We start from the raw sequence: 19,071 nt of genomic DNA, 5'->3' as shown, positions 1-19,071 counted from the left end.
TGCCCGGTCATCCAGACCTCCGGCGGCACCTCGTTCATCAAGGGCCTGGAGGACCGCACCTTCCCCTACGGCTTCTCGGCCGCGTCGATCGACGCGGTGGTCAAGTCCGACCTGTGCCTGGCCATCGGCACTGAGCTCGGCGAGCCGGTGCACTACGGTCGCGGCCGGCACTGGGTGGCGAACGAGGCCAACCGCAAGTGGATCCTGATCGAGCAGGACCCCGAGGCGATCGGGGTGAACCGGTCGATCGACGTTCCGCTGGTGGGTGACCTGCGCGCGGTCGTCCCGCAGCTCGTCGACGCCCTCAAGGACACCCCGCGCACGCCGACCCCCGAGCTCGACGGCTGGATCCGCCAGGACGCCGCCCAGCTGGCCGAACTCGCGGAGACCGCCCCGGCGGGGATGTCGCCGGTGCACCCGGCGCGGCTGATCGTCGAGGCCACCAAGGTCTTCCCGCCGGACGGCATCATGATCCGCGACGGCGGCGCCACCACGATCTTCGGCTGGACGTACTCCCAGGCCAAGCCGCACGACGTGATGTGGAACCAGAACTTCGGCCACCTGGGCACCGGGCTGCCCTACGCGGTCGGCGCCGGGGTGGCGGACGGCGGCAAGCGCCCCATGATGCTGATCACCGGGGACTCGTCCTTCCAGTTCCACATCGCCGAGCTGGAGACGGCCGCCCGGCTGAACCTCCCGCTGGTCTGCGTCGTGGCCGTCGACTACGCCTGGGGCCTCGAGGTCGGCGTCTACAAGCGCACCTTCGGCCAGGGCTCGCTGGAGACCGGCGTCCACTGGAGCAAGAACATCCGCCTGGACAAGGTCGCCGAGGGCTTCGGCTGCTACGGCGAGTACGTCGAGCGCGACGAGGACATCGCCCCCGCCATCAAGCGCGCCTACGCCAGCGGAAAGACCGCCGTCATCCACGTCGCGGTCGACCCGAAGGCCAACTCGGAGGAAATGCCGAGCTACGACGAGTTCCGGACCTGGTACGCCGAGGGAACGCAGTGATCCCGGCCCCGACCCGTATATCAGCGAATTCCTGACAGTATCTCGGAGAGGAACGGAGGGTGTCATGCGTGAATACTTAAAGTTCTACATCGGCGGCCAGTGGGCGGAGCCGGCCGAGCAGCGGACCTTTGATGTCGTGAATCCGGCGACCGAGCAGCTCGCCGGCCGGGTGGCACTCGGCTCCGCCACCGACGTCGACCGGGCGGTCGCGGCCGCCCGGGCCGCCTTCCCCAGCTGGTCGGCGACCAGCCGCGAGGAGCGGATCGCGGTCCTCGAGAGCATCCTCGACGTCTACCAGAAGCGTGCCGGCGACCTCGCCACCGCGCTGACCGAGGAGATGGGCGCGCCGGCCGCGCTGGCCAACGGCTTCCAGGTCGGCCTCGGCGCCGGGCACCTGACCACTGCGATCGAGATCCTCAAGAACTTCTCCTTCGAGGAGCAGCGCGGGGTCACCCGCGTGGTCCTCGAGCCGATCGGGGTCTGCGGCCTGATCACGCCGTGGAACTGGCCGATCAACCAGATCGCGGTCAAGGTCCTCCCCGCGCTCGCCACGGGCTGCACCGTGGTGCTCAAGCCGTCCGAGGAGTCGCCCTTCACCGGGCAGATCCTCGCCGAGATCTTCGAGGCGGCCGGGGTTCCCGCCGGCGTGTTCAACCTGGTCCAGGGCGACGGCCCCAGCGTGGGCGTGCCGCTGTCGGCGCATCCCGACGTGGACCTGATCTCGTTCACCGGCTCCACCCGCGCGGGCATCGAGATCGCCAAGAACGCCGCGCCCACGGTGAAGCGGGTGACCCAGGAGCTGGGCGGCAAGAGCCCGAACATCGTCCTCGACGACCAGGACTTCGCCGAGAACGTCGCCAAGGGCGTCCTCAACATGATGGGCAACTCCGGGCAGACCTGCACGGCGCCCGCGCGCCTGCTGGTGCCCAGCGCCCGGATGGACGAGGCGATCAGCGCCGCCCGCGAGGCCGCGGCGCAGGTGACCGTGGGCGACCCCAACGGCGAGTTCACGATCGGGCCGGTGGTGTCCGGGCGCCAGTTCGAGAAGATCCAGGGCCTGATCCAGCAGGGCATCGACGAGGGCGCCACGCTGGTCGCGGGCGGGACCGGTCGCCCGGACGGGCTGGACAAGGGCTTCTACGTCAAGCCCACCGTCTTCGCCGACGTCACGAACGACATGACCATCGGCCGGGAGGAGATCTTCGGGCCGGTGCTCACGATTCACGGCTACGACAGCGTGGATCACGCCGTCGAGCTCGCGAACGACACCGAGTACGGCCTCGCCGGCTATGTGGCCGGCGCGGACCTCGAGGCGGCGCGCGCCGTCGCCCGGCGGATCCGGGCCGGGTGGGTCGCGATCAACGACGGGTTCGACTTCGGCGGTCCGGTCGGCGGCTACAAGAAGAGCGGGAACGGGCGCGAGTGGGGCGAGTTCGGTTTCCACGAGTACCTGGAGACCAAGGGCATCCACGGCTACTAGCCCGACATGTGAGGGTTCGCGCGCCGGATTCCCGGCGCGCTGAGGAAGGACTAGATCTCCGATGTTCTCCGCGATTCTGATCGAAAAGGGCGAGGCCGGTCAGACGGCCGCCGTCACCAGCCTGGACGAGGCGCAGCTGCCGGCCGGTGACGTCGACATCGAGGTGGAGTACTCCACGCTGAACTACAAGGACGCCCTCGCGATCACGGCCAGCTCGCCGGTCGTTCGCAAGTTCCCGATGGTGCCCGGCATCGACCTCGCCGGTGTCGTCACCGACAGCACGCACGCGGACTGGAAGAAGGGCGACCGCGTCGTCCTCAACGGGTGGGGCGTGGGCGAGACCCACTGGGGCGGGCTGTCCCAGCGCGCCCGCCTGAACGGGGACTGGCTGGTGCCGCTGCCCGCGGTCTTCACCGCCCGCCAGGCGATGGCGATCGGCACCGCCGGCTACACGGCCGGCCTCTGCGTGGACGCCCTGCTCTCCCACGGCGTGACGCCGGAGCAGGGCGAGGTCCTGGTGACGGGGGCGACCGGCGGCGTCGGCAGCGTGGCGGTCGCACTCCTGGCCAAGGCCGGGTTCACGGTCGCCGCCGCCACCGGGAAGGCCTCCGAGGCCGACTACCTGCGTCAGCTCGGCGCGACGACGGTGATCGACCGCGCCGATCTCTCCGGGCCCGGCAAGCCGATGCAGAAGGAGCGCTGGGCGGGCGTCGTCGACTCCGTCGGCAGCCACACCCTGGCGAACGCCTGCGCGCAGACCCGTTACCGCGGCACGGTCGCCGCCTGCGGGCTGGCCCAGGGCATGGACTTCCCGGCATCGGTCGCGCCGTTCATCCTGCGCGGGGTGTCGCTGCTCGGCATCGACAGCGTGATGGCGCCCGCGAAGCCGCGGCTGGCCGCCTGGGAGCGCCTCGCCCGCGACCTGGACGTCAGCGCCCTCGAGCTGATCGCCGAGGAGATCACGCTGGCCGACGCGGTCGAGGCGGCCCGCCGTCTGCTCGACGGCAAGGTCCGCGGCCGCATCGTCGTCGACGTCAACAGATAGGGCGGGAGCACCGAGATGAGCGAGAAGCCCACCGAGTCGAAGATCGAGCTCGACCTCTCCGACGTCGACCACCGGGTCGGCCTGCCGATCGGCGGGGGGCAGCTGTGGGACCCGTGCACCGCGACGGACATCCGCCGCTGGGTGATGGCGATGGACTACCCCAACCCGCTGCACTGGGACGAGGAGTTCGCGCGTGAGTCCCGGTACGGCGGCCTGATCGCCCCGCAGTCGATCGCGGTCGGCCTGGACTACGGCCACGGCTGCGCGCCCTCCTGCGTCGGGTACATCCCCGGCAGCCATCTGCTCTTCGGCGGCGAGGAGTGGTGGTTCTACGGCAGCCCCATCCGGGTCGGCGACAAGCTGATCCAGGAGCGGCGTTTCCACGACTACAAGGTCACCGAGACGAAGTTCGCCGGGCCGACGATGTTCGCCCGCGGGGACACGGCTCACCGCAACCAGCACGGCGCCCTGGTGGCCCGCGAGCGGTCGACCGCCATCCGCTACCTCGCCGCCGAGGCGGAGAAGCGCGGCATGCACGAGAACCAGCTCGGCGCCAGGAAGAACTGGACGAGCACTGAGCTGGCCGAGGTCGAGAAGCTCCGCCACGACTGGCTCACCTCGAACCGCGCCGGCCTCTCGCCGGCCTTCGAGGACGTCAGTGTGGGTGACACCCTGCCGCGGCGGGTGATCGGCCCGCACAGCATCGCCAGCTTCACCACCGAGTACCGCGCCTTCATCTTCAACATCTGGGGGACGTTCCACTGGACGGCGCCCCCCGGCATCAAGGACCCCTGGGTCTACCAGGACCCGGGCTGGGTGGAGGGCTTCGGCTTCGACGAGGAGGGCGCCCGGATCGACCCGCGGCTGCGCGACGGGCTCTACGTCGGGCCGTCCCGCGGTCACATCGACGCCGACAAGGCCGGCGAGGTCGGCATGCCCCGCGCCTACGGCTACGGCGCCACGATGGGCGCCTGGTGCACCGACTACCTCTCCTACTGGGCCGGCCACGACGGCCTGGTGCGCCACACCAAGTCCAGTTTCCGCGGCCCGGCGTTCGAGGGTGACGTCACCTACTTCGACGCCGAGGTGGTCGCCAAGGAGGAGGAGTCGGCCTGGGGCGTCCCGCTCGTCCACGTGAAGCTGCGGCTCACCAACCAGGACGGCGGCGTGCTGGTCACCTGCACCGCCGAGGTCGAGCTGCCGTTCCGGCGTGACCGCGTGGCCGGGAGCTGATCGATGGGTGCGCAACCGCTCACCGCGGAACCGGCCGCGGCGGGACCGAACGGTACGGGGGAGAGTGCGGGGAACCCGCGCTCCCTGTCGATCGTGTCGGGCCCGCCGCTGGGCGACGAGCCGGGTCTCGGGGCGCTGACGCTCCCCGGGTTCCTGCGTGAGGTCACGGCGAGGTACGGCGATCGCGAGGCGCTCGTCGCGCGCACCCCGGGGGACGGGGCGGACGCCGTGCGCTGGACGTACAGCGAGCTGTGGGAACGCGCGGTCGAGGTGGCGAGCGCGCTGCGCGCCTGCGGGGTCGGCAAGGACAGCCGGGTCGGGGTCCTGATGACGAACCGCCCCGAGTGGATCTCGGCGGTGTTCGGCATCTCGCTCGCCGGGGGTGTCGCCGTCGCCCTCAGCACGTTCTCGACCCGGTCCGAGCTGGACGACCTGCTGCGGATCTCCGGCGCCTCGGTGCTGCTGCTCGAGCGCAGCGTGCTGAAGAAGGACTTCGCGGCCGTGCTGACCGAGCTGGAGCCGGAGATCGCCCGGGCCGAGCCCGGCGCGCTGGAGTCGGCCCGGTTCCCCTTCCTGCGCCGCGTGGTCGTGCTCGGGGACGGCGGCCCCACCGGCGCGATCGAGACCTGGGAGGACTTCCTCGCCCGCGGCCGCGACGAGCCCCGTGAGCTGGTCGAGGCCACGGGCGCGGCCGTGCAGCCGAGTGACACGGCCCTGCTGTTCTTCTCGTCGGGCACCACGAGCCGGCCGAAGGGCATCCTGAACTCGCACCGCGGTGTCGCCATCCAGTTATGGCGCTTCCGGCGCATGTACCGGTTCGACCCGGAGGACCACATCCGCTGCTGGACGGCCAACGGCTTCTTCTGGTCGGGGAACTTCGGCATGGCGCTCGGCGCGACCTTCGCCAGCGGCGGCTCCGTCGTCCTGCAGCCGACGTTCCTGCCCGCCGAGGCGCTCGAGCTGATGGACGCGGAGAAGGTCAACTTCCCGTTCGCCTGGCCGCACCAGTGGGCCCAGCTCGAGGCGGCGCCGAACTGGAAGGACGTCGACCTGAGCAGCATGCGCTTCGCGGACGTCAGGTCCGCGATCGCGCGGCACCCGACGGTCTCGGCCCGCTGGGAGGAACCGGGGCACGCCTACGGCAACACCGAGACCTTCACGCTCACGACCGGCCTGCCGGCCGACACGCCGCCGGAGCGGCACCGGGACAGCAGTGGCGAGGCGCTCCCGGGCGTCACGCTCAAGATCGTGGACCCGCTCACCGGCGTCGTCGTCCCGCGCGGCGAACAGGGCGAGATCTGCGTCAAGGGGCCCACGCTCATGCTGGGCTACGTCGGCACCCCGCTCGACGAGACGCTCGACGCCGAGGGCTTCTTCCGCACCGGCGACGGCGGCTACCTCGACCATGACGACCTGCTGTTCTGGAAGGGCCGGCTCACCGACATCATCAAGACCGGGGGCGCGAACGTCTCGCCCCGGGAGGTCGACGAGACCCTCGGGACCTATCCCGGTGTCAAGGTGGCGGCGACGGTCGGCGTCCCGCACGAGACGCTCGGCGAGATGGTGGTCTCCTGCGTCGTCGCGCACGACGGTGTGAGCCTCGACGCCGAGGAGATCCGCGGCTTCCTGCGGGAGCGGCTGGCGAGCTACAAGGTGCCGCGCCGGGTGCTCTTCTTCCGCGAGGAGGACATCGCGGTCACCGGCAGCGCGAAGATCAAGTCCGCTGATCTGCGTGCGCTGGCGGCCAGCCGGCTGGCGGGCGAGACGGCCCCTGCCCCGGCCTGATGAGACGGCGCCAGCGCCGCCCCGGCTCGACGCCGGGGCGGCGCGGGGGTGTTGGCGCGAGCCGCGCCGGGTGGGCCGCGCCGTCGGGCGCGACGGGGCTGGGCCGGTGGGACGCGACGGTGAGAGGAGCATGACCGATGGCCGCGATCGTCACGGAGAAGCTGGGTGAGAAGGTCGGGGCGGAGGTGCTCGGCGTCGACGCCGACCGCCTGATCAACGACCAGGATCTGCCCTCGGCGTGCCTGACGGCACTCGAGGAGAACGGCGCGCTGCTCTTCCGCGGGCTGAACATCGACCCCGCCACCCAGGTCGCGTTCTGCCGGCGGCTGGGTGAGCTGATCTCCTTCCCGACCTCCCCGCCCTACGACATCCCGGAGATCAACGAGATCAACTGGGACCCCTCGCATCCGCGGGCGGAGTACTTCCGGGGCAACGTCGCCTGGCACATCGACGGCGCGCTCGACCACGACATCCCGCCGAAGGCGTCGGTGATGACCGCCGAGGTGGTCACCGAGCGGGGCGGCGAGACGGAGTTCGCCAGCACCTACGCCGCCTACGACGATCTCACCGACGCGGAGAAGGAGCGGTTCGCCGACCTCCGGGTGATCCACACCCTGGAGGCGATCGTGCGCCCCGCGTACCCGAACCCGACCCCGGAGCAGCTGGCGGACTGGGCGAAGCGGCCGTCGCGGGAGCACCCGCTGGTGTGGCAGCACCGGTCGGGCCGGCGCTCGCTGGTGTTCGGCTCGACGACGTCGCACATCGTCGGGATGAGTCGCGAGGACGGCCGGGCGCTGCTCGACGAGCTGGAGGAGCGGGCCACCGCGCCGAACCGGGTGTTCTCGCACTCGTGGACGGCGGGGGACATGGTGATCTGGGACAACCGCGGGCTGGTCCACCGGGTCCGCCCGTTCGACCAGACCGAGCCGCGCCGGATGCACCGCATCACCCTCGCCGGCGACGAGCCGATCCAGTGACCGGCCGCACAGCGGTCGTCACCGGAGGCGGGTCGGGCATCGGGGAGGCCATCAGCCGGCGGCTGGCCGCCGACGGGGCCCTGGTGGCGATCCTCGACCTGGACGGCTCCGCCGCCGAGGCTGTCGCCAGCTCCATCGAGGAGGCCGGCGGGAAGGCGATCGGCCTGGCCGCCGACGTGGCGGACCGGGCCGCGGTCAACGCGGCGGTGGACGAGGCCCGCGGCCGGCTCGGCCGGCCGACGATCCTGGTCAACAACGCCGGGATGACCCGCCCGAGCCCGTTCCTCGAGATCACCGACGCGATGTGGGAGAAGTCGCTCGCCGTCAACCTCAACGGCACCTTCTACTGCTGCCAGGCCATCCTGCCCGACATGCTCGCCGAGGGCTGGGGGCGCATCGTCAACATCTCCTCGTCGAGCGTGCACAGCGGCACGCCCCGGCTGGGCTCCTACGTCACCGCCAAGTCGGGGATCCTCGGGCTCACCAAGGTGCTCGCCCTCGAGTTCGGGCCGCGCGGCATCACCGTCAACACCATCCCGCCGGGGTTCATCGACACCCCGATGCTGCGCGCGCAGGAGCGGGGCGGCCTCATGAACGTCGAGCAGCAGACGGCCCGGACGCCGGTCGGCCGGATCGGGCGCGCCGAGGACGTCGCCGCCGCCTGCGCGTTCCTCGTCAGTGACGAGGCCGGCTACATCACCGGCCAGGTCTTCGGCGTCAACGGCGGCCGGAACACCTGAGACGTGCGGCCGACAGGACCGGCGGGCCGCACCGCCGGGAGACAGCCGCTCGGTCCTGTCGCACAGCCCCGCGCTGACGGACCGTCAGCACCCGGACCGCCAGCGTGCGGCGGCGGCGCTCAGTCGCCGGACAGGCGGATGCGGCTGTTGTCCCAGCTGAGCACCCGTTCGTCCGGGACGAGCCGGAGGACGGCGCGGTCGGTGTACGCCGACCGCGCCGCGTCCGGCAGCCGCTGCGGGGAGACCCGGAACGCCGCGTACTTCTCGTCCAGCAGGCTCCGGACGCGGTCGCGGGTGGCGTCGTCCTCGACCGGGCCCACCCGACCGCTGAGGTGCACCGCGCGCAGCTCGGCCCAGGCCCGCCCGGACTCGACGAGGAACGCCGCCCGCGGGTCGCGCCGGACGCGGCCCAGCTTGCGCGCCCCGGACGGGGTGGACAGGCAGACCGTCCGGTCGACGACCACGAACCACGTCGGCAGCGAGACCGGCGCGCCGTCCGCGCGCAGGGTGGTGAGCACCCCCGTGTGCGCGGCGCCGACGAACTCCCAGATCTCGTCCTCGCCCAGCCGAATGCTCACTCTTCGTCCCCCGGCCCTAGCGTCCGGCGGGGCGCGGCTGGCCGACGAGCTCGGCCAGCCCGGTGCGCTGCACCTTGCCCATCGCGTTCACCGGCAGGGCGTCGACCTGGGTCCAGAACTCCGGGACCTTGTACGGCGACAGCTCGCGCCGGCACAGCTCGGTGAGCGCGCCGGTGTCGAGCGGGCCGCCGGTGCCGCTCTCGAGCACCGCGGCCACCCGCTGCCCGAGCCGCTCGTCGGGCACCCCGCACACCGCGACCCGGGCGACGTCCGGGAACGTCGCGATGACCCGCTCCACCTCGAGCGGGTAGACGTTCGCGCCGCCCCGGATGATGATCAGCTTCTTGCGGTCGAGCACGGTCAGCCACCCGTCGGCGTCGACGGTCCCGATGTCGCCGGTGGCGATCGGTCCCGGCTCCAGCGGTCGGACGGCGCCGTTCTCCCAGAACCCGAGCGTCGGCCGCCAGACACCGGCCCACGGGCCGGTCGTGGCGCCGCTCAGCCGCAGCTCGCCGAGCTCACCGGCGGGCAGCCGGCGGCCCTCGTCGTCGTAGGCCGCCACGTCGTAGTGCGGCAGCACCTGGCCGCTCGTCCCCGGGCGCCACTCGTCGCCCGGCGGGTCGATCGACACGACGGTCGGTGCCTCGGTCAGGCCGTAGGTGGCCCGGGGCGCCAGCCCGTGCGCGTCGGCGAACGCCCGGCGCAGCGCGTCCGCGGTGTCGCTGCCGCCGCTCCAGACCTCCCGCAGCGAGCCGATCCCGGCCTCGGGACGGGCGGCGAGGTCGTGCAGCTGCGCGGGCGCGCCGTTCCACACGTTGACCTGCCGGCTGGAGATCCACTCGACGACGCCGGCGACGTCCCGGCGGTTCATCACCACCGCGCACCCGCCGGCCTGCGCGGTGAGCAGGGTGGAGAGCACCATCAGGTTGAGGATCGTGAACGGGAAGCTGTCGCCCTTGCGCAGCTCGGGGCCCCAGCCCCGGGTCGCGACGAGCACCGCGCCCGGCAGGAGCAGGTTGCGCTGGCTGTGCACGACCGCCTTGGGGCGTCCCGACGTCCCGCTGGTGAACGCGATGCCGGCCGGGGCGTCGATGTCGTGCTCGATCCGGGGGGCGCGCTCGCCGCGGGCGAGCAGGCCCGCCCAGCGGTCGGGGTCGACGCGGCCGGGGGAGTCCAGCAGGTAGCGGGGGCCGGCCAGCACGACGGTGGGATCGCAGATCTCGTGCAGCTCCTGCTGCTCGCTCGCGGCGAGCGCCTCGCCGATCCCCGCCCAGACGGCGCCGATCCGCTGCGCGCCGTGGAACGCGGCGACGATGTCGAGGTCATTGGGCAGGCAGGCCGCGACGCGGTCACCCGGGCGCACGCCGAGCGACCACAGCGCGCCGGCCGCGCGGTCCGCCTGCTCGTCGAGCTCGGCATACGACCAGATACCCGAGACCGCCTCGACCGCCGCGGCCTGCGGGCGGGCCGCGAGAGCGGCGTCGAGCACGCCGGCGATCGGGCCGGGGATCCGCGCGACCTGGGCGGACGTCCCGCTCAGGGGCTGCGGATCCGTGCGCTGCGGTGTTTCACGAGTGCTGCTCACGACATCTTGATATCACTATCCTTACAAGGATTCATCCCTTATTCTCGGCGTGGCGCGGTTCCTGGCCGGCCGGGTCCTGTCGATCGAGGAGTGGTCGATACGTGAAGGCTGGTCCGCTGTCGGGCGTTCGGGTCGTCGATCTGACCGCGATGGTCATGGGTCCCCACTGCACGCAGATCATGGCCGACATGGGGGCGGACGTGATCAAGATCGAGCCCCCCGCCGGCGACAACACCCGTTACATCTCGGTCGGGCCGGAGCCCGCCATGGGCGGCGTGTTCGTCAACGTCAACCGCGGCAAACGCGGCGTCGTGCTGGACCTGCGCTCCGACGAGGGCCGGGACGCGCTGCGCGGGCTCGTCGCGGGCGCGGACGTGTTCGTCCACTCGATGCGGGCGAAGGCGATCGCCGGGCTCGGCTTCGGCTACGACGAGGTGGCCGCGATCAACCCGTCGATCGTCTACACCAACTGCTACGGGTACGGGCGGCGCGGCCCGGACGCCGATCTCACCGCCTACGACGACACGATCCAGGCGGAGTGCGGGCTGCCGTTCGCCCAGGAGCAGCTGACCGGCGAGTCGAGCTACGTGGGCACCATCCTCGCCGACAAGGTCGCCGGGCTGACCGCCCTCTACGCCACCGTGATGGCACTGTTCCACCGCGAGCGCACCGGCGAGGGGCAGGAGGTCGAGGTCGCCATGTTCGAGACCATGGCCGCCTTCATGCTGGTCGAGCACGCCAACGGCGCGATGTTCACCCCGCCGCTGGGCCCCGCGCTCTACCCCCGCGCGGTGACCCCGAACCGCCGGCCCTACCGCACCCGCGACGGCCAGATCTCCGCGCTGGTCTACAACGACAAGCAGTGGTCCGCCTTCGTCGGCGCCGTGCGGCCGGAATGGGCCGGCGAGCAGTTCGCCACCCTCGCCCAGCGTGCCCGCCGGATCGACGTCGTCTACGCCCTGCTGGCCGAGACGTTCCTGCAGCGCACGACGAAGGAGTGGCTCGACCTGCTGCGCTCCCTCGACATCCCCGCCGCGCCGGTGCGCACGCTCGACGAGCTCTTCGACAACCCGCACCTGAACGAGGCCGGCTTCTTCGAGACGGTGCCGAGCCGCAACGGCCCGGTGCGCTTCCCCGGCATCCCGACCTGGTTCTCGCGGACCCCCGGCCGGGTCGCCGGCCCCGCGCCCAGGCTCGGCGAGCACACCCGGGAGGTCCTCGACGAGCTCGGCGGGGAGCCCGGGTGGCCGTCCCCGCAGCCGCGGTCCGCTCGACCAGATGGAGGTTGACGATGGTCAACGTCGCGAGCCTGCTGACCGCCTCGGCGCGGCGGCACCCGGACCGGTGCGCGGTGCGGTTCGCCGGACGCCGGACGTCCTACGGCGAGCTGCGCGAGCAGGCGGCCAGATTCGGCTCGGCGCTGCTCGGGCGCGGCCTGCAACGCGGCGACCGGGTCGCGGTGCTGCTGCCCAACTGCCCGCAGTACCTGGCCGTGCTGTTCGGGGCCTGGCACGCCGGCCTGGTCACCGTGCCGGTGAACGCCAAGCTGGCCGGCCCGGAGATCCAGGTGATCCTGGACGACAGCGGCGCCCGGGCGTTCGTCCACGCCGGCGCGGGCACAGTCGCCGGCCTCGATCTCACCGGGGTCCAGGAGGTGGTGGTCGACGTCCACGGCGTCGGCGCCGGTGTCAGCGCCGACACCGGAGACGGTGCCGTTGCCGGCAGGACTGCCGGAGGCGGCCCGAGCGGGTTCGACCGGCTGCTGGCCGAGGGCTCCGCCGAGCTGGTACCGGTCGACGTCGCCGGGGACGACCTCGCCTGGCTGTTCTACACGTCGGGGACGACCGGCCGCCCCAAGGGGGCCGAGCTCAGCCACCGCAACCTCACCGTCACGACCTGGACGCTGCTCGCCGACGTGTGCGACTACCGGCCCTCGGACCTCGCCCTGCACGTCGCGCCGCTGTCCCACGGCAGCGGCCTGTACTCCCTGGGCGCGATCGCCCGCGGCGCCGAGAACCTGATCCACGACGGCGGCGGGTTCGACCCGGCCGAGGTGCTCGAGCTCGTCGCGCGCGAACGGATCACCGTCATCGCCTTCCTGGTGCCGACGATGATCGTGAAGCTGCTCGGCGCCCCCGAGACGGACACGAGCTCGCTGCGCTGTGCGGTCTACGGCGGCGCGCCCATCCACGTCGAGCACTCCCGCGCGATGATCGAGCGGTTCGGGCCGGTGTTCGTGCAGATCTACGGCCAGGGCGAGTCACCCATGACCATCACCTACCTCGACCACGGCGCCTCACCCGACACCCCCCTCGACTCGGCGGGCGTGGCACACCCGGGGGTCGAGGTGCAGATCATGGGCGCCGACGACCGGCCGCTGCCCGCCGGCGAGGAAGGCGAGATCTGCGTCCGCGGGGACGTGGTGATGCGCGGCTACTGGAACAACCCGGAGGCGACCAGCCGAGCGTTGCGGGGCGGCTGGCTGCACACCGGTGACATCGGCCGCCTCGACGAGCACGGCCGCCTGTTCCTCCTCGACCGCAGCAGCGACGTCATCATCTCCGGCGGGTCCAACATCTACCCACGGGAGGTCGAGGAGGTGCTGATCCAGCATCCCGCCGTCGCCGAGGTCGTGGTCTTCGGTGTACCCGACGAGCTCTGGGGCGAGAACGTCGTCGCCGCGGTCGTGCCCGCGGCCGCGCCGCCCCCGGCGAACGACCTCATCGAATTCAGCCTCACCCACATCGCCCGCTTCAAGAAGCCGAAGAAGATCATCTACGTCGACACGCTGCCCAAGAGCTCCTACGGCAAGGTCCTGCGCCGGGAGGCCCGCCGGCTCGCACTGGCGGCGGGCGAGACGGCCGGCCACGAGCACGTGACCGGCCAGCCTGCCACCATCAAGTCCGTTGACCGCGAACCAGGAGCCGCTGAATGAAACTGACCGACACCGCCGCCATCGTCACCGGAGGGGCCTCCGGCCTCGGGGCCGCGACCGCCGCCGCGCTCGCCGCGCACGGCGCCACCGTCTTCGCGCTGGACCTGCCGGCGTCGATCGAGTCGGCGCCGCCGGTCACCGGCATCACCTACCTGGGAGCTGACGTGACCGTCGGCGACCAGGTGGCCGCCGCCGTCGACACCGCGGCCGGGACGGGTGTGCCGCTGCGCGTCGTCGTGAACTGCGCCGGCATCGGCCCGTCGCAGCGCATCCTCAGCCGGGGCCGGCGCCATGACCTCGACTTCTACGCGAAGGTGATCCAGATCAACCTGGTCGGCACGTTCGCGGTGCTCTCCACCGCGGCCGCGGCGATCGCCGAGACCGAGCCGGACGACAACGGCCAGCGCGGCGTCATCATCAACACCGCCTCCGTCGCCGCCTACGAGGGCCAGATCGGCCAGGCGGCCTACGCGTCGTCCAAGGGCGGCGTCGTCGGCCTCACCCTGCCCGCCGCCCGCGACCTCGCCCAGTACGGCATCCGGGTGTGCACGATCGCCCCCGGCATCGTCGAGACGCCGATGCTCGCCACCGTCTCGGACGAGTTCCGCGCCGGCCTGGCCGCCTCGGTGCCGTTCCCGCAGCGGCTCGCCCGGCCGGACGAGTACGCCCAGCTGGCCCTGTCGATCATCGACCACGACTACCTCAACGGCGAGGTCATCCGGATGGACGGCGCGCTGCGGATGTCCCCGCGCTAGACGGCCCCGGGGCGGCCGGGCCGGTGTCGTAGCCGGGCCGCTCCGCGGCACCGCCTCAGGCGGTCGGCTGGCCCGACTTCTCGGCGCCCATCCCGGAGAAGCCGACGGCGTAGCCGCCGTCCACCGGCATCAGCACACCCGTGACGTAGGACGCCTCGTCACTGGCCAGGAACAGGGCCGCCGCGGCGATCTCGTCGGACACGCCCCAGCGGTCCATCGGGATCCCGGGGAGGCGGAAGACCCCCGGCGGCGGTTCCGGGTGCTCCTTGGACATCTGCACGAGACCGGTCCAGATCGTGCCGGGGCACACCGCGTTCACCCGGATGTTGTCGTCGGCGTAGTCGAGCGCGGCGACCCTGGTCAGCTGGTTCACGCCGGCCTTGGCCGCCCCGTAGATCCCGTGGTGCTTCCAGCCGATGACCGCGGTCGTGGAGGAGATGTTCACGACGGAGCCGCCGCCCGTCCGGCGCATCGACATGATGCCGTACTTCATGCAGAAGAAGACGCCTCGCAGGTTCACGCCGTGAACGCGGTCCCAGTCCTCCGTGCTCTGCTCGTGTATCGGCTTCAACTTGCCGCCGAACCCGGCGTTGTTCACCAGGATGTCGATCCGGCCGAACGCCTCCTCGGCGGCTCCGATCATGCGCTGGACGTCCGCCTCGTCGCTGACGTCCGCCTGTACTCCGAGCGCCCCGTCACCGATCTCGGCGGCGACGTCGATCGCCCGGCCGCTGACGCTGGCGCAGACCACGCTCGCCCCCTCGGCGGCGAACCGGTGCGCTATCGCCTTGCCGATTCCCGAGCCCGCGCCCGTGATGACCGCGACCTTGTCCTTCAGACGCATCCACGCCTCCTGGGTTCCGTCGTGACCGCCCTGTACCCGTGACCGCGCTGTGTCGCGGGGGGCGTACCTGGGCTATCGACCCCGTGTCACGCCGCCGGGGTCCGCGGTTGGGAAAGTGGTCCGCAGCATGACGGCCCGGGCGTTCCGGAGATGGGCGATCATCACCGCGGACGCCCACTGCGGATCACCGGCGCGCATGGCCGCGACGATCTCGATGTGGTGCGCCAGGCTGCGGCGCATCGAGGCGTCGTCGTAGGCGTGGAAGTTCCGCATCACCAGCGGGGTGCGGATCGCCCCGGCCAGGGCCGCGGCGAAGGCCGGAGCGTCGGCCAGTTGCACCAGCCGCTCGTGGAACGCCGCGTTCAGCGGAATGAGCGCCTCCAGGTCCTGCTCCGGACCGGGTGAGCCGACCGCCGACATCTCGTTCGCCAGCTTCTCCAGCTCGGCGAGGTCGCCCTCGTCGGCCCGTTCCGCGGCCATCCCGGTCAGGCGCGGTTCCAGCGTCGAACGCAGCTCGAAGACGCTCTCCAGCTCGGCCGGCGACCAGCCGGCGACCCGGGCGCCCCGGTTGGGCGAGAGCTCGACCAGCCCCTCGGCGGCCAGCTGGCGCAGCGCCTCCCGGACCGGGGTCCGGCTGACCCCCAGCTGGTCGGCCAGCTCGGTCTCGGCCAGCCGGGCACCGGGCAGCAGGGCGTTGTTGAGAATGAGTCTGCGCAGCACCTCGAGAACCCGCCCGGCCGAGGTCACGACCCCGGCCACGGTCACCGGCCCCGGTGAAGGTACGGGAGGAGGTCGTCGTCGGCCTCCACCCCGAACGAGCGGAGCGCGAAGGCCACCATCTCGTAGGTGCCCACGGTGAAGACCACGTCCATGAGCTGGTGCTCGTCGAGCTCGCCGGCGAGCGTCTTCCAGGTCTGGTCGCCCACCGCGCCGTCGGCGATCAGCTCGCCGGCCGCGCGCACCAGCGCGGACTCGAGCGGGGTCCAGCCCGCGGCGTCCGGCCCCTCCGTCACCCGGCGGATCTCGTCGTCGCTCAGGCCGGCCGCCTCGGCGAGGACCACGTGCTGCGCCCACTCGTACTCGGCCTGCCGCAGGGAGGCCACCCGGAGCACGAGCAGCTCGCGCTGCCTGGCCGAGAGCGAGGTGCCGTACAGGGCGTGGCCGTTGAACCTGAGGAACGCGATGGTCAGCGCCGGGTAGCGGGCCAGCGTCCCCAGCAGGTTCGCCCCGGACTGGCCGCCCGCGCTCCCGGTGTCCCCGATGACGGTGGCTCGGAAGTCGGCGATGAAGTCCGTCAGATCCGCGGGCCATTCATCGTGCGGCAGGGGGGTGAGTCGGCTCATTGTCGTCTGCCTCTTCTGGTCGGCGGGCTCGCGTGTCAAGGTGTGGTCCGGCGCTGTCGGGCGCGGCATCCGGTCGCCGTCGCCAGCCGGCCGGGGACGGCGACGGTGACCGGTGGTGCCGGATCAGATGATCCGGCCCCCGTTGACCCCGAGGCTCTGGCCGGTGATGTAGCCGGCTTCCTCGCTCACCAGGAACGCGGTGGCGGCGGCGATGTCCTCGGGCCGGCCCATCCGGCCCACCGGTGTCTTCGCGATCTGCTGATCGAGGTCGATGAAACCGCGATCCACGACATCGCGCGTCATCGGCGTGTCGATGAAGCCGGGCGGGATGCTGTTGACCGTGATCCCGTGCTTGGCGAACTCCAGCGCGAGGACCTTGGTGAGGCCGACCACCCCCGACTTCGCCGCCACGTAGCCGGCCAGCCCGGGGGGAGGGCCGTAGACGCTCGACGACGAGATGTTGACGATCCGGCCCCAGCCCGCCTCGATCATGTGGGGGAGCACCGCCTGGCAGCAGTCGAACGTGCCGGTGAGGTTGATGGAGATCATCCGGTTCCAGGCCTCGGCGGTGGTCTCCAGGAACGCGCTCTCGACCGTCAGCCCGGCGTTGTTCACCAGGATCGTCGGCTGGCCGAGCCGGGCCCGCACCTCCTCGACCCCGGCGTCGATGGCGGCGCGGTCCACCACGTCGACGGGCACGCCGATCGCCCGCCCACCGGCCTTCTCGATCGATTCGGCCGCGGCCTTGGCGGCGTCACCGCTGAGGTCGAAGATCGCCACCTGGATGCCGTCGGCCGCCAGGCGCTGACTGATGCCACCGCCGATGCCCGACGCACCGCCGGTGACGATGGCTGTGCGTGCGCTCATTTGATCGGCTCATCTCCGGCGAGGGTGGTGCGGTGCAGGATGCGCGGCTTCGTACGGTCGAACGGCCCGGCCCGGTGCACCAGCCCCAGGTTGTCCCAGATCACCATGTCGCCCACCGACCAGGAGTGCCGTAGCACCCGGTCCGGCAGCGTGCTGCGCCGCTCGAGGTCGGCGAGCAGTGCCCGGCCCTCGTCGGCGTCCAACCCGACGATGTGCGAGGCGCTCGCCCCGAACACCAGCGAACGCCGCCCCGACTGGTGCTCCCACACCAGCGGGTGCTCCCGCACCGGCCACGACGCCCAGTCGGCCTTCTGCTCCGGGGTCGGGTCGGGATAGCTCCGGCGCTGGATCGACTCGAAGGTGTGGACCACCCGGAGATCCGCGAAGCGCTCCTTCTCCTCGGCGGAGAGGGTGTCGTAGGCGACGTACGTGCTGGCGAACTCCGTCTCGCCGCCCTCCGCGACGACCACGCTCGCGCTCATCAGCGCGGCCTTGGCCGGGATGTCGTCCATGGAGCCGTCGAAGTGCCAGTGGTCGTTGCTCGGGAAGTACTGCGCGTTCGGATTCGCCGGGTCGAAGCTGATCTCCATGACCTCGGGGATCTCATAGCCGGGAATCTTGACGACGTCGCCGAGCTTCCGGCCGAATGCGAACTGGTCCTCATGGCTGATGTTCAGCTCGCGGAATAACAGAACGCCGTTCTCTTCGAGAGCCGCTAGGCACGCTGCCGGCAGATCGTCGTCGTTCAGTAGACGGTCGACATCGAGGTCGAGAACCTCCGCCCCGACATAGTCGTTCAGTTTCCTCGTAGTGATCGTGGTCATCCACCCGCCTCCTCTCGCTTGCTCCCGGGAGCCGTGCCCCCGGGAGCCACTGCATTTCCTACTGCATTCCCTCTGCGTACCAGGTTCGGAACTCTCCGTAGTTCGGCATTTCCTCGGAGTTGGCCTTCGGGTCGACCGCGACGTGGATGACGGCGGTCTTTCCGCTGGCGTAGGCGCGCTTGATGGCGGGGGCGATGTCCTCGTCGCGCTCGACGTACTCGCCGTAGCAGCCGAACCCCTCGGCGACCTTGTTGAGTCGGACGTCCTCACTCCAGTGGACGCCGGTCTCCAGCGAGCCCTGGCCGAAGGTGCGCTTGTAGACGCCGACCTCGAGTCCCCAGGCGTAGTCCACGCTGACCACACAGACCAGCGGGAGGTTGAGCCGGGCGGCCGTCTCCAGCTCGGCGATGTGGAACTGGAAGGAGGAGTCCCCGGTGATGAGCATCACCGGGCGTTTCCCGCCGTCCGCGACCGAGGCGCCGACGGCGTAGGGGAGCCCGGTGCCCAGGTGCCCGAAGTTCTGGTTCCAGATCACGTCGTGCGGCTTGGCCTGCGAGTACGTCCAGCCGAAAATGGTGATCGCGCCGCCGTCGCGGACCATGATGCCGTCCGGGGGAAAAGCCTTCGTCGCCTCGACGATCAGCCGCGCCGGGTGCACGGGGGACAGACCGGAGGGGGCGGTCTCCGCCAGTTCCGCCAACCGGGTCGCCTCCTGCGTCACCCAGGACTCAAGCTGGGGCGACGCGGTGCGCGGGGTGTCCTTGAGGGCGTCGACGAGCTGCGGGACGACCGCGCGCAGGTCCCCGACGAGGGGGACGTCGATCGACCGGTTGACGCCGATCGCCTCGGGGTCCTGCTCGACGAGGATCCACTTGCGGTTGGCCTCGCCCGCGACCCAGTGCCGGCCGCGGCCGTAGTGCACCGGTTCGCCGAGCTCGGTGCCGATGGCGAGACAGAGATCCGACTCCACCACCGCCTCGACGGCCGCCGCGGAGAAGCCGTAGGGGAAGGTGCGGTCCTCCAGGCCCTTGATGAACGAGGTGCCGCCGGAGGTCTGGATGACCGGGCA

18 protein-coding genes are annotated in these 19,071 nt (G+C 71.7%); 10 read left to right on the top strand and 8 right to left on the bottom strand.

What is annotated here, in order from left to right; all coding sequences use genetic code 11:
- From MXD62_RS36115 to MXD62_RS36085, 7 genes are all read left to right on the top strand, one after another.
- The coding region (locus MXD62_RS36115; RefSeq protein ID WP_248833820.1) for a thiamine pyrophosphate-dependent enzyme at positions 1-1,011 on the top strand (1,011 nt) is incomplete at its 5' end.
- Between the two features lie 64 nt (positions 1,012-1,075).
- Positions 1,076-2,491, top strand: a complete 1,416-nt coding sequence (locus tag MXD62_RS36110; RefSeq protein WP_248833819.1) for an aldehyde dehydrogenase family protein — start codon at positions 1,076-1,078, stop codon at positions 2,489-2,491.
- Positions 2,492-2,552: 61 nt separating this feature from the next.
- Entirely contained in the window at positions 2,553-3,536 is a 984-nt protein-coding gene (locus MXD62_RS36105) for an MDR family oxidoreductase (RefSeq protein WP_248833818.1), read from the top strand.
- Between the two features lie 15 nt (positions 3,537-3,551).
- On the top strand, positions 3,552-4,769 hold the full coding sequence (locus MXD62_RS36100; RefSeq protein WP_248833817.1) for a MaoC family dehydratase N-terminal domain-containing protein: 1,218 nt from the start codon (positions 3,552-3,554) through the stop codon (positions 4,767-4,769).
- A gap of 3 nt (positions 4,770-4,772) precedes the next feature.
- Positions 4,773-6,554, top strand: coding sequence for a class I adenylate-forming enzyme family protein (locus tag MXD62_RS36095; RefSeq protein ID WP_248833816.1), 1,782 nt, complete (start codon positions 4,773-4,775; stop codon positions 6,552-6,554).
- 137 nt (positions 6,555-6,691) lie between these two features.
- Entirely contained in the window at positions 6,692-7,531 is an 840-nt protein-coding gene (locus MXD62_RS36090; RefSeq protein WP_248833815.1) for a TauD/TfdA family dioxygenase, read from the top strand.
- Entirely contained in the window at positions 7,528-8,271 is a 744-nt protein-coding gene (locus MXD62_RS36085) for an SDR family NAD(P)-dependent oxidoreductase (RefSeq protein WP_248833814.1), read from the top strand. The genes MXD62_RS36090 and MXD62_RS36085 overlap by 4 nt, the downstream gene beginning before the upstream one ends.
- A 119-nt stretch (positions 8,272-8,390) precedes the next feature.
- Here the strand turns inward: MXD62_RS36085 and MXD62_RS36080 are convergent, their stop codons facing one another.
- Positions 8,391-8,849 carry a pyridoxamine 5'-phosphate oxidase family protein gene (locus MXD62_RS36080; RefSeq protein WP_248833813.1) on the bottom strand — a complete coding sequence of 153 codons (459 nt, stop codon included), beginning with the start codon at positions 8,847-8,849 and terminating at the stop codon, positions 8,391-8,393.
- A gap of 16 nt (positions 8,850-8,865) precedes the next feature.
- Positions 8,866-10,338, bottom strand: a complete 1,473-nt coding sequence (locus MXD62_RS36075) for a class I adenylate-forming enzyme family protein (RefSeq protein WP_368862506.1) — start codon at positions 10,336-10,338, stop codon at positions 8,866-8,868.
- Positions 10,339-10,535: 197 nt separating this feature from the next.
- Here MXD62_RS36075 and MXD62_RS36070 point away from each other — a divergent pair, with 197 nt between their 5' ends.
- The 3 genes from MXD62_RS36070 to MXD62_RS36060 are packed head-to-tail and all read left to right on the top strand — an operon-like array spanning position 10,536 to position 14,124.
- Positions 10,536-11,723 (top strand): CaiB/BaiF CoA-transferase family protein, encoded by a 1,188-nt coding sequence (locus MXD62_RS36070; RefSeq protein WP_248833811.1) that lies wholly within the window; start codon positions 10,536-10,538, stop codon positions 11,721-11,723.
- Positions 11,724-11,725: 2 nt separating this feature from the next.
- Positions 11,726-13,369 (top strand): AMP-binding protein, encoded by a 1,644-nt coding sequence (locus MXD62_RS36065; protein WP_248833810.1) that lies wholly within the window; start codon positions 11,726-11,728, stop codon positions 13,367-13,369.
- Entirely contained in the window at positions 13,366-14,124 is a 759-nt protein-coding gene (locus tag MXD62_RS36060) for an SDR family NAD(P)-dependent oxidoreductase (protein WP_248833809.1), read from the top strand. The genes MXD62_RS36065 and MXD62_RS36060 overlap by 4 nt, the downstream gene beginning before the upstream one ends.
- 55 nt (positions 14,125-14,179) lie before the next feature.
- Here the strand turns inward: MXD62_RS36060 and MXD62_RS36055 are convergent, their stop codons facing one another.
- From MXD62_RS36055 to MXD62_RS36030, 6 genes are all read right to left on the bottom strand, one after another.
- Positions 14,180-14,968, bottom strand: a complete 789-nt coding sequence (locus MXD62_RS36055; RefSeq protein ID WP_248833808.1) for an SDR family oxidoreductase — start codon at positions 14,966-14,968, stop codon at positions 14,180-14,182.
- A 72-nt stretch (positions 14,969-15,040) separates the two neighbouring features.
- Positions 15,041-15,727, bottom strand: coding sequence for a GntR family transcriptional regulator (locus MXD62_RS36050; protein ID WP_248833807.1), 687 nt, complete (start codon positions 15,725-15,727; stop codon positions 15,041-15,043).
- A 2-nt stretch (positions 15,728-15,729) separates the two neighbouring features.
- Entirely contained in the window at positions 15,730-16,311 is a 582-nt protein-coding gene (locus MXD62_RS36045; RefSeq protein WP_248833806.1) for a carboxymuconolactone decarboxylase family protein, read from the bottom strand.
- Between the two features lie 123 nt (positions 16,312-16,434).
- Complete coding sequence (locus tag MXD62_RS36040) at positions 16,435-17,178, bottom strand: 3-oxoacyl-ACP reductase FabG (protein WP_248833805.1); 744 nt, start codon at positions 17,176-17,178, stop codon at positions 16,435-16,437.
- Positions 17,175-18,002 (bottom strand): TauD/TfdA family dioxygenase, encoded by an 828-nt coding sequence (locus MXD62_RS36035; RefSeq protein WP_248833804.1) that lies wholly within the window; start codon positions 18,000-18,002, stop codon positions 17,175-17,177. The genes MXD62_RS36040 and MXD62_RS36035 overlap by 4 nt, the downstream gene beginning before the upstream one ends.
- A 58-nt stretch (positions 18,003-18,060) precedes the next feature.
- A partial coding sequence (locus MXD62_RS36030; protein WP_248833803.1) for a thiamine pyrophosphate-dependent enzyme occupies positions 18,061-19,071 on the bottom strand: 1,011 nt, incomplete at its 5' end.

Source organism: Frankia sp. Mgl5 (genome assembly GCF_023242985.1).
GTDB classification, from domain to species: domain Bacteria; phylum Actinomycetota; class Actinomycetes; order Frankiales; family Frankiaceae; genus Parafrankia; species Parafrankia soli.
The sequence above is the reverse complement of the archived record's forward strand: the minus strand, read 5'-3'. Positions and strand labels throughout refer to the sequence as shown.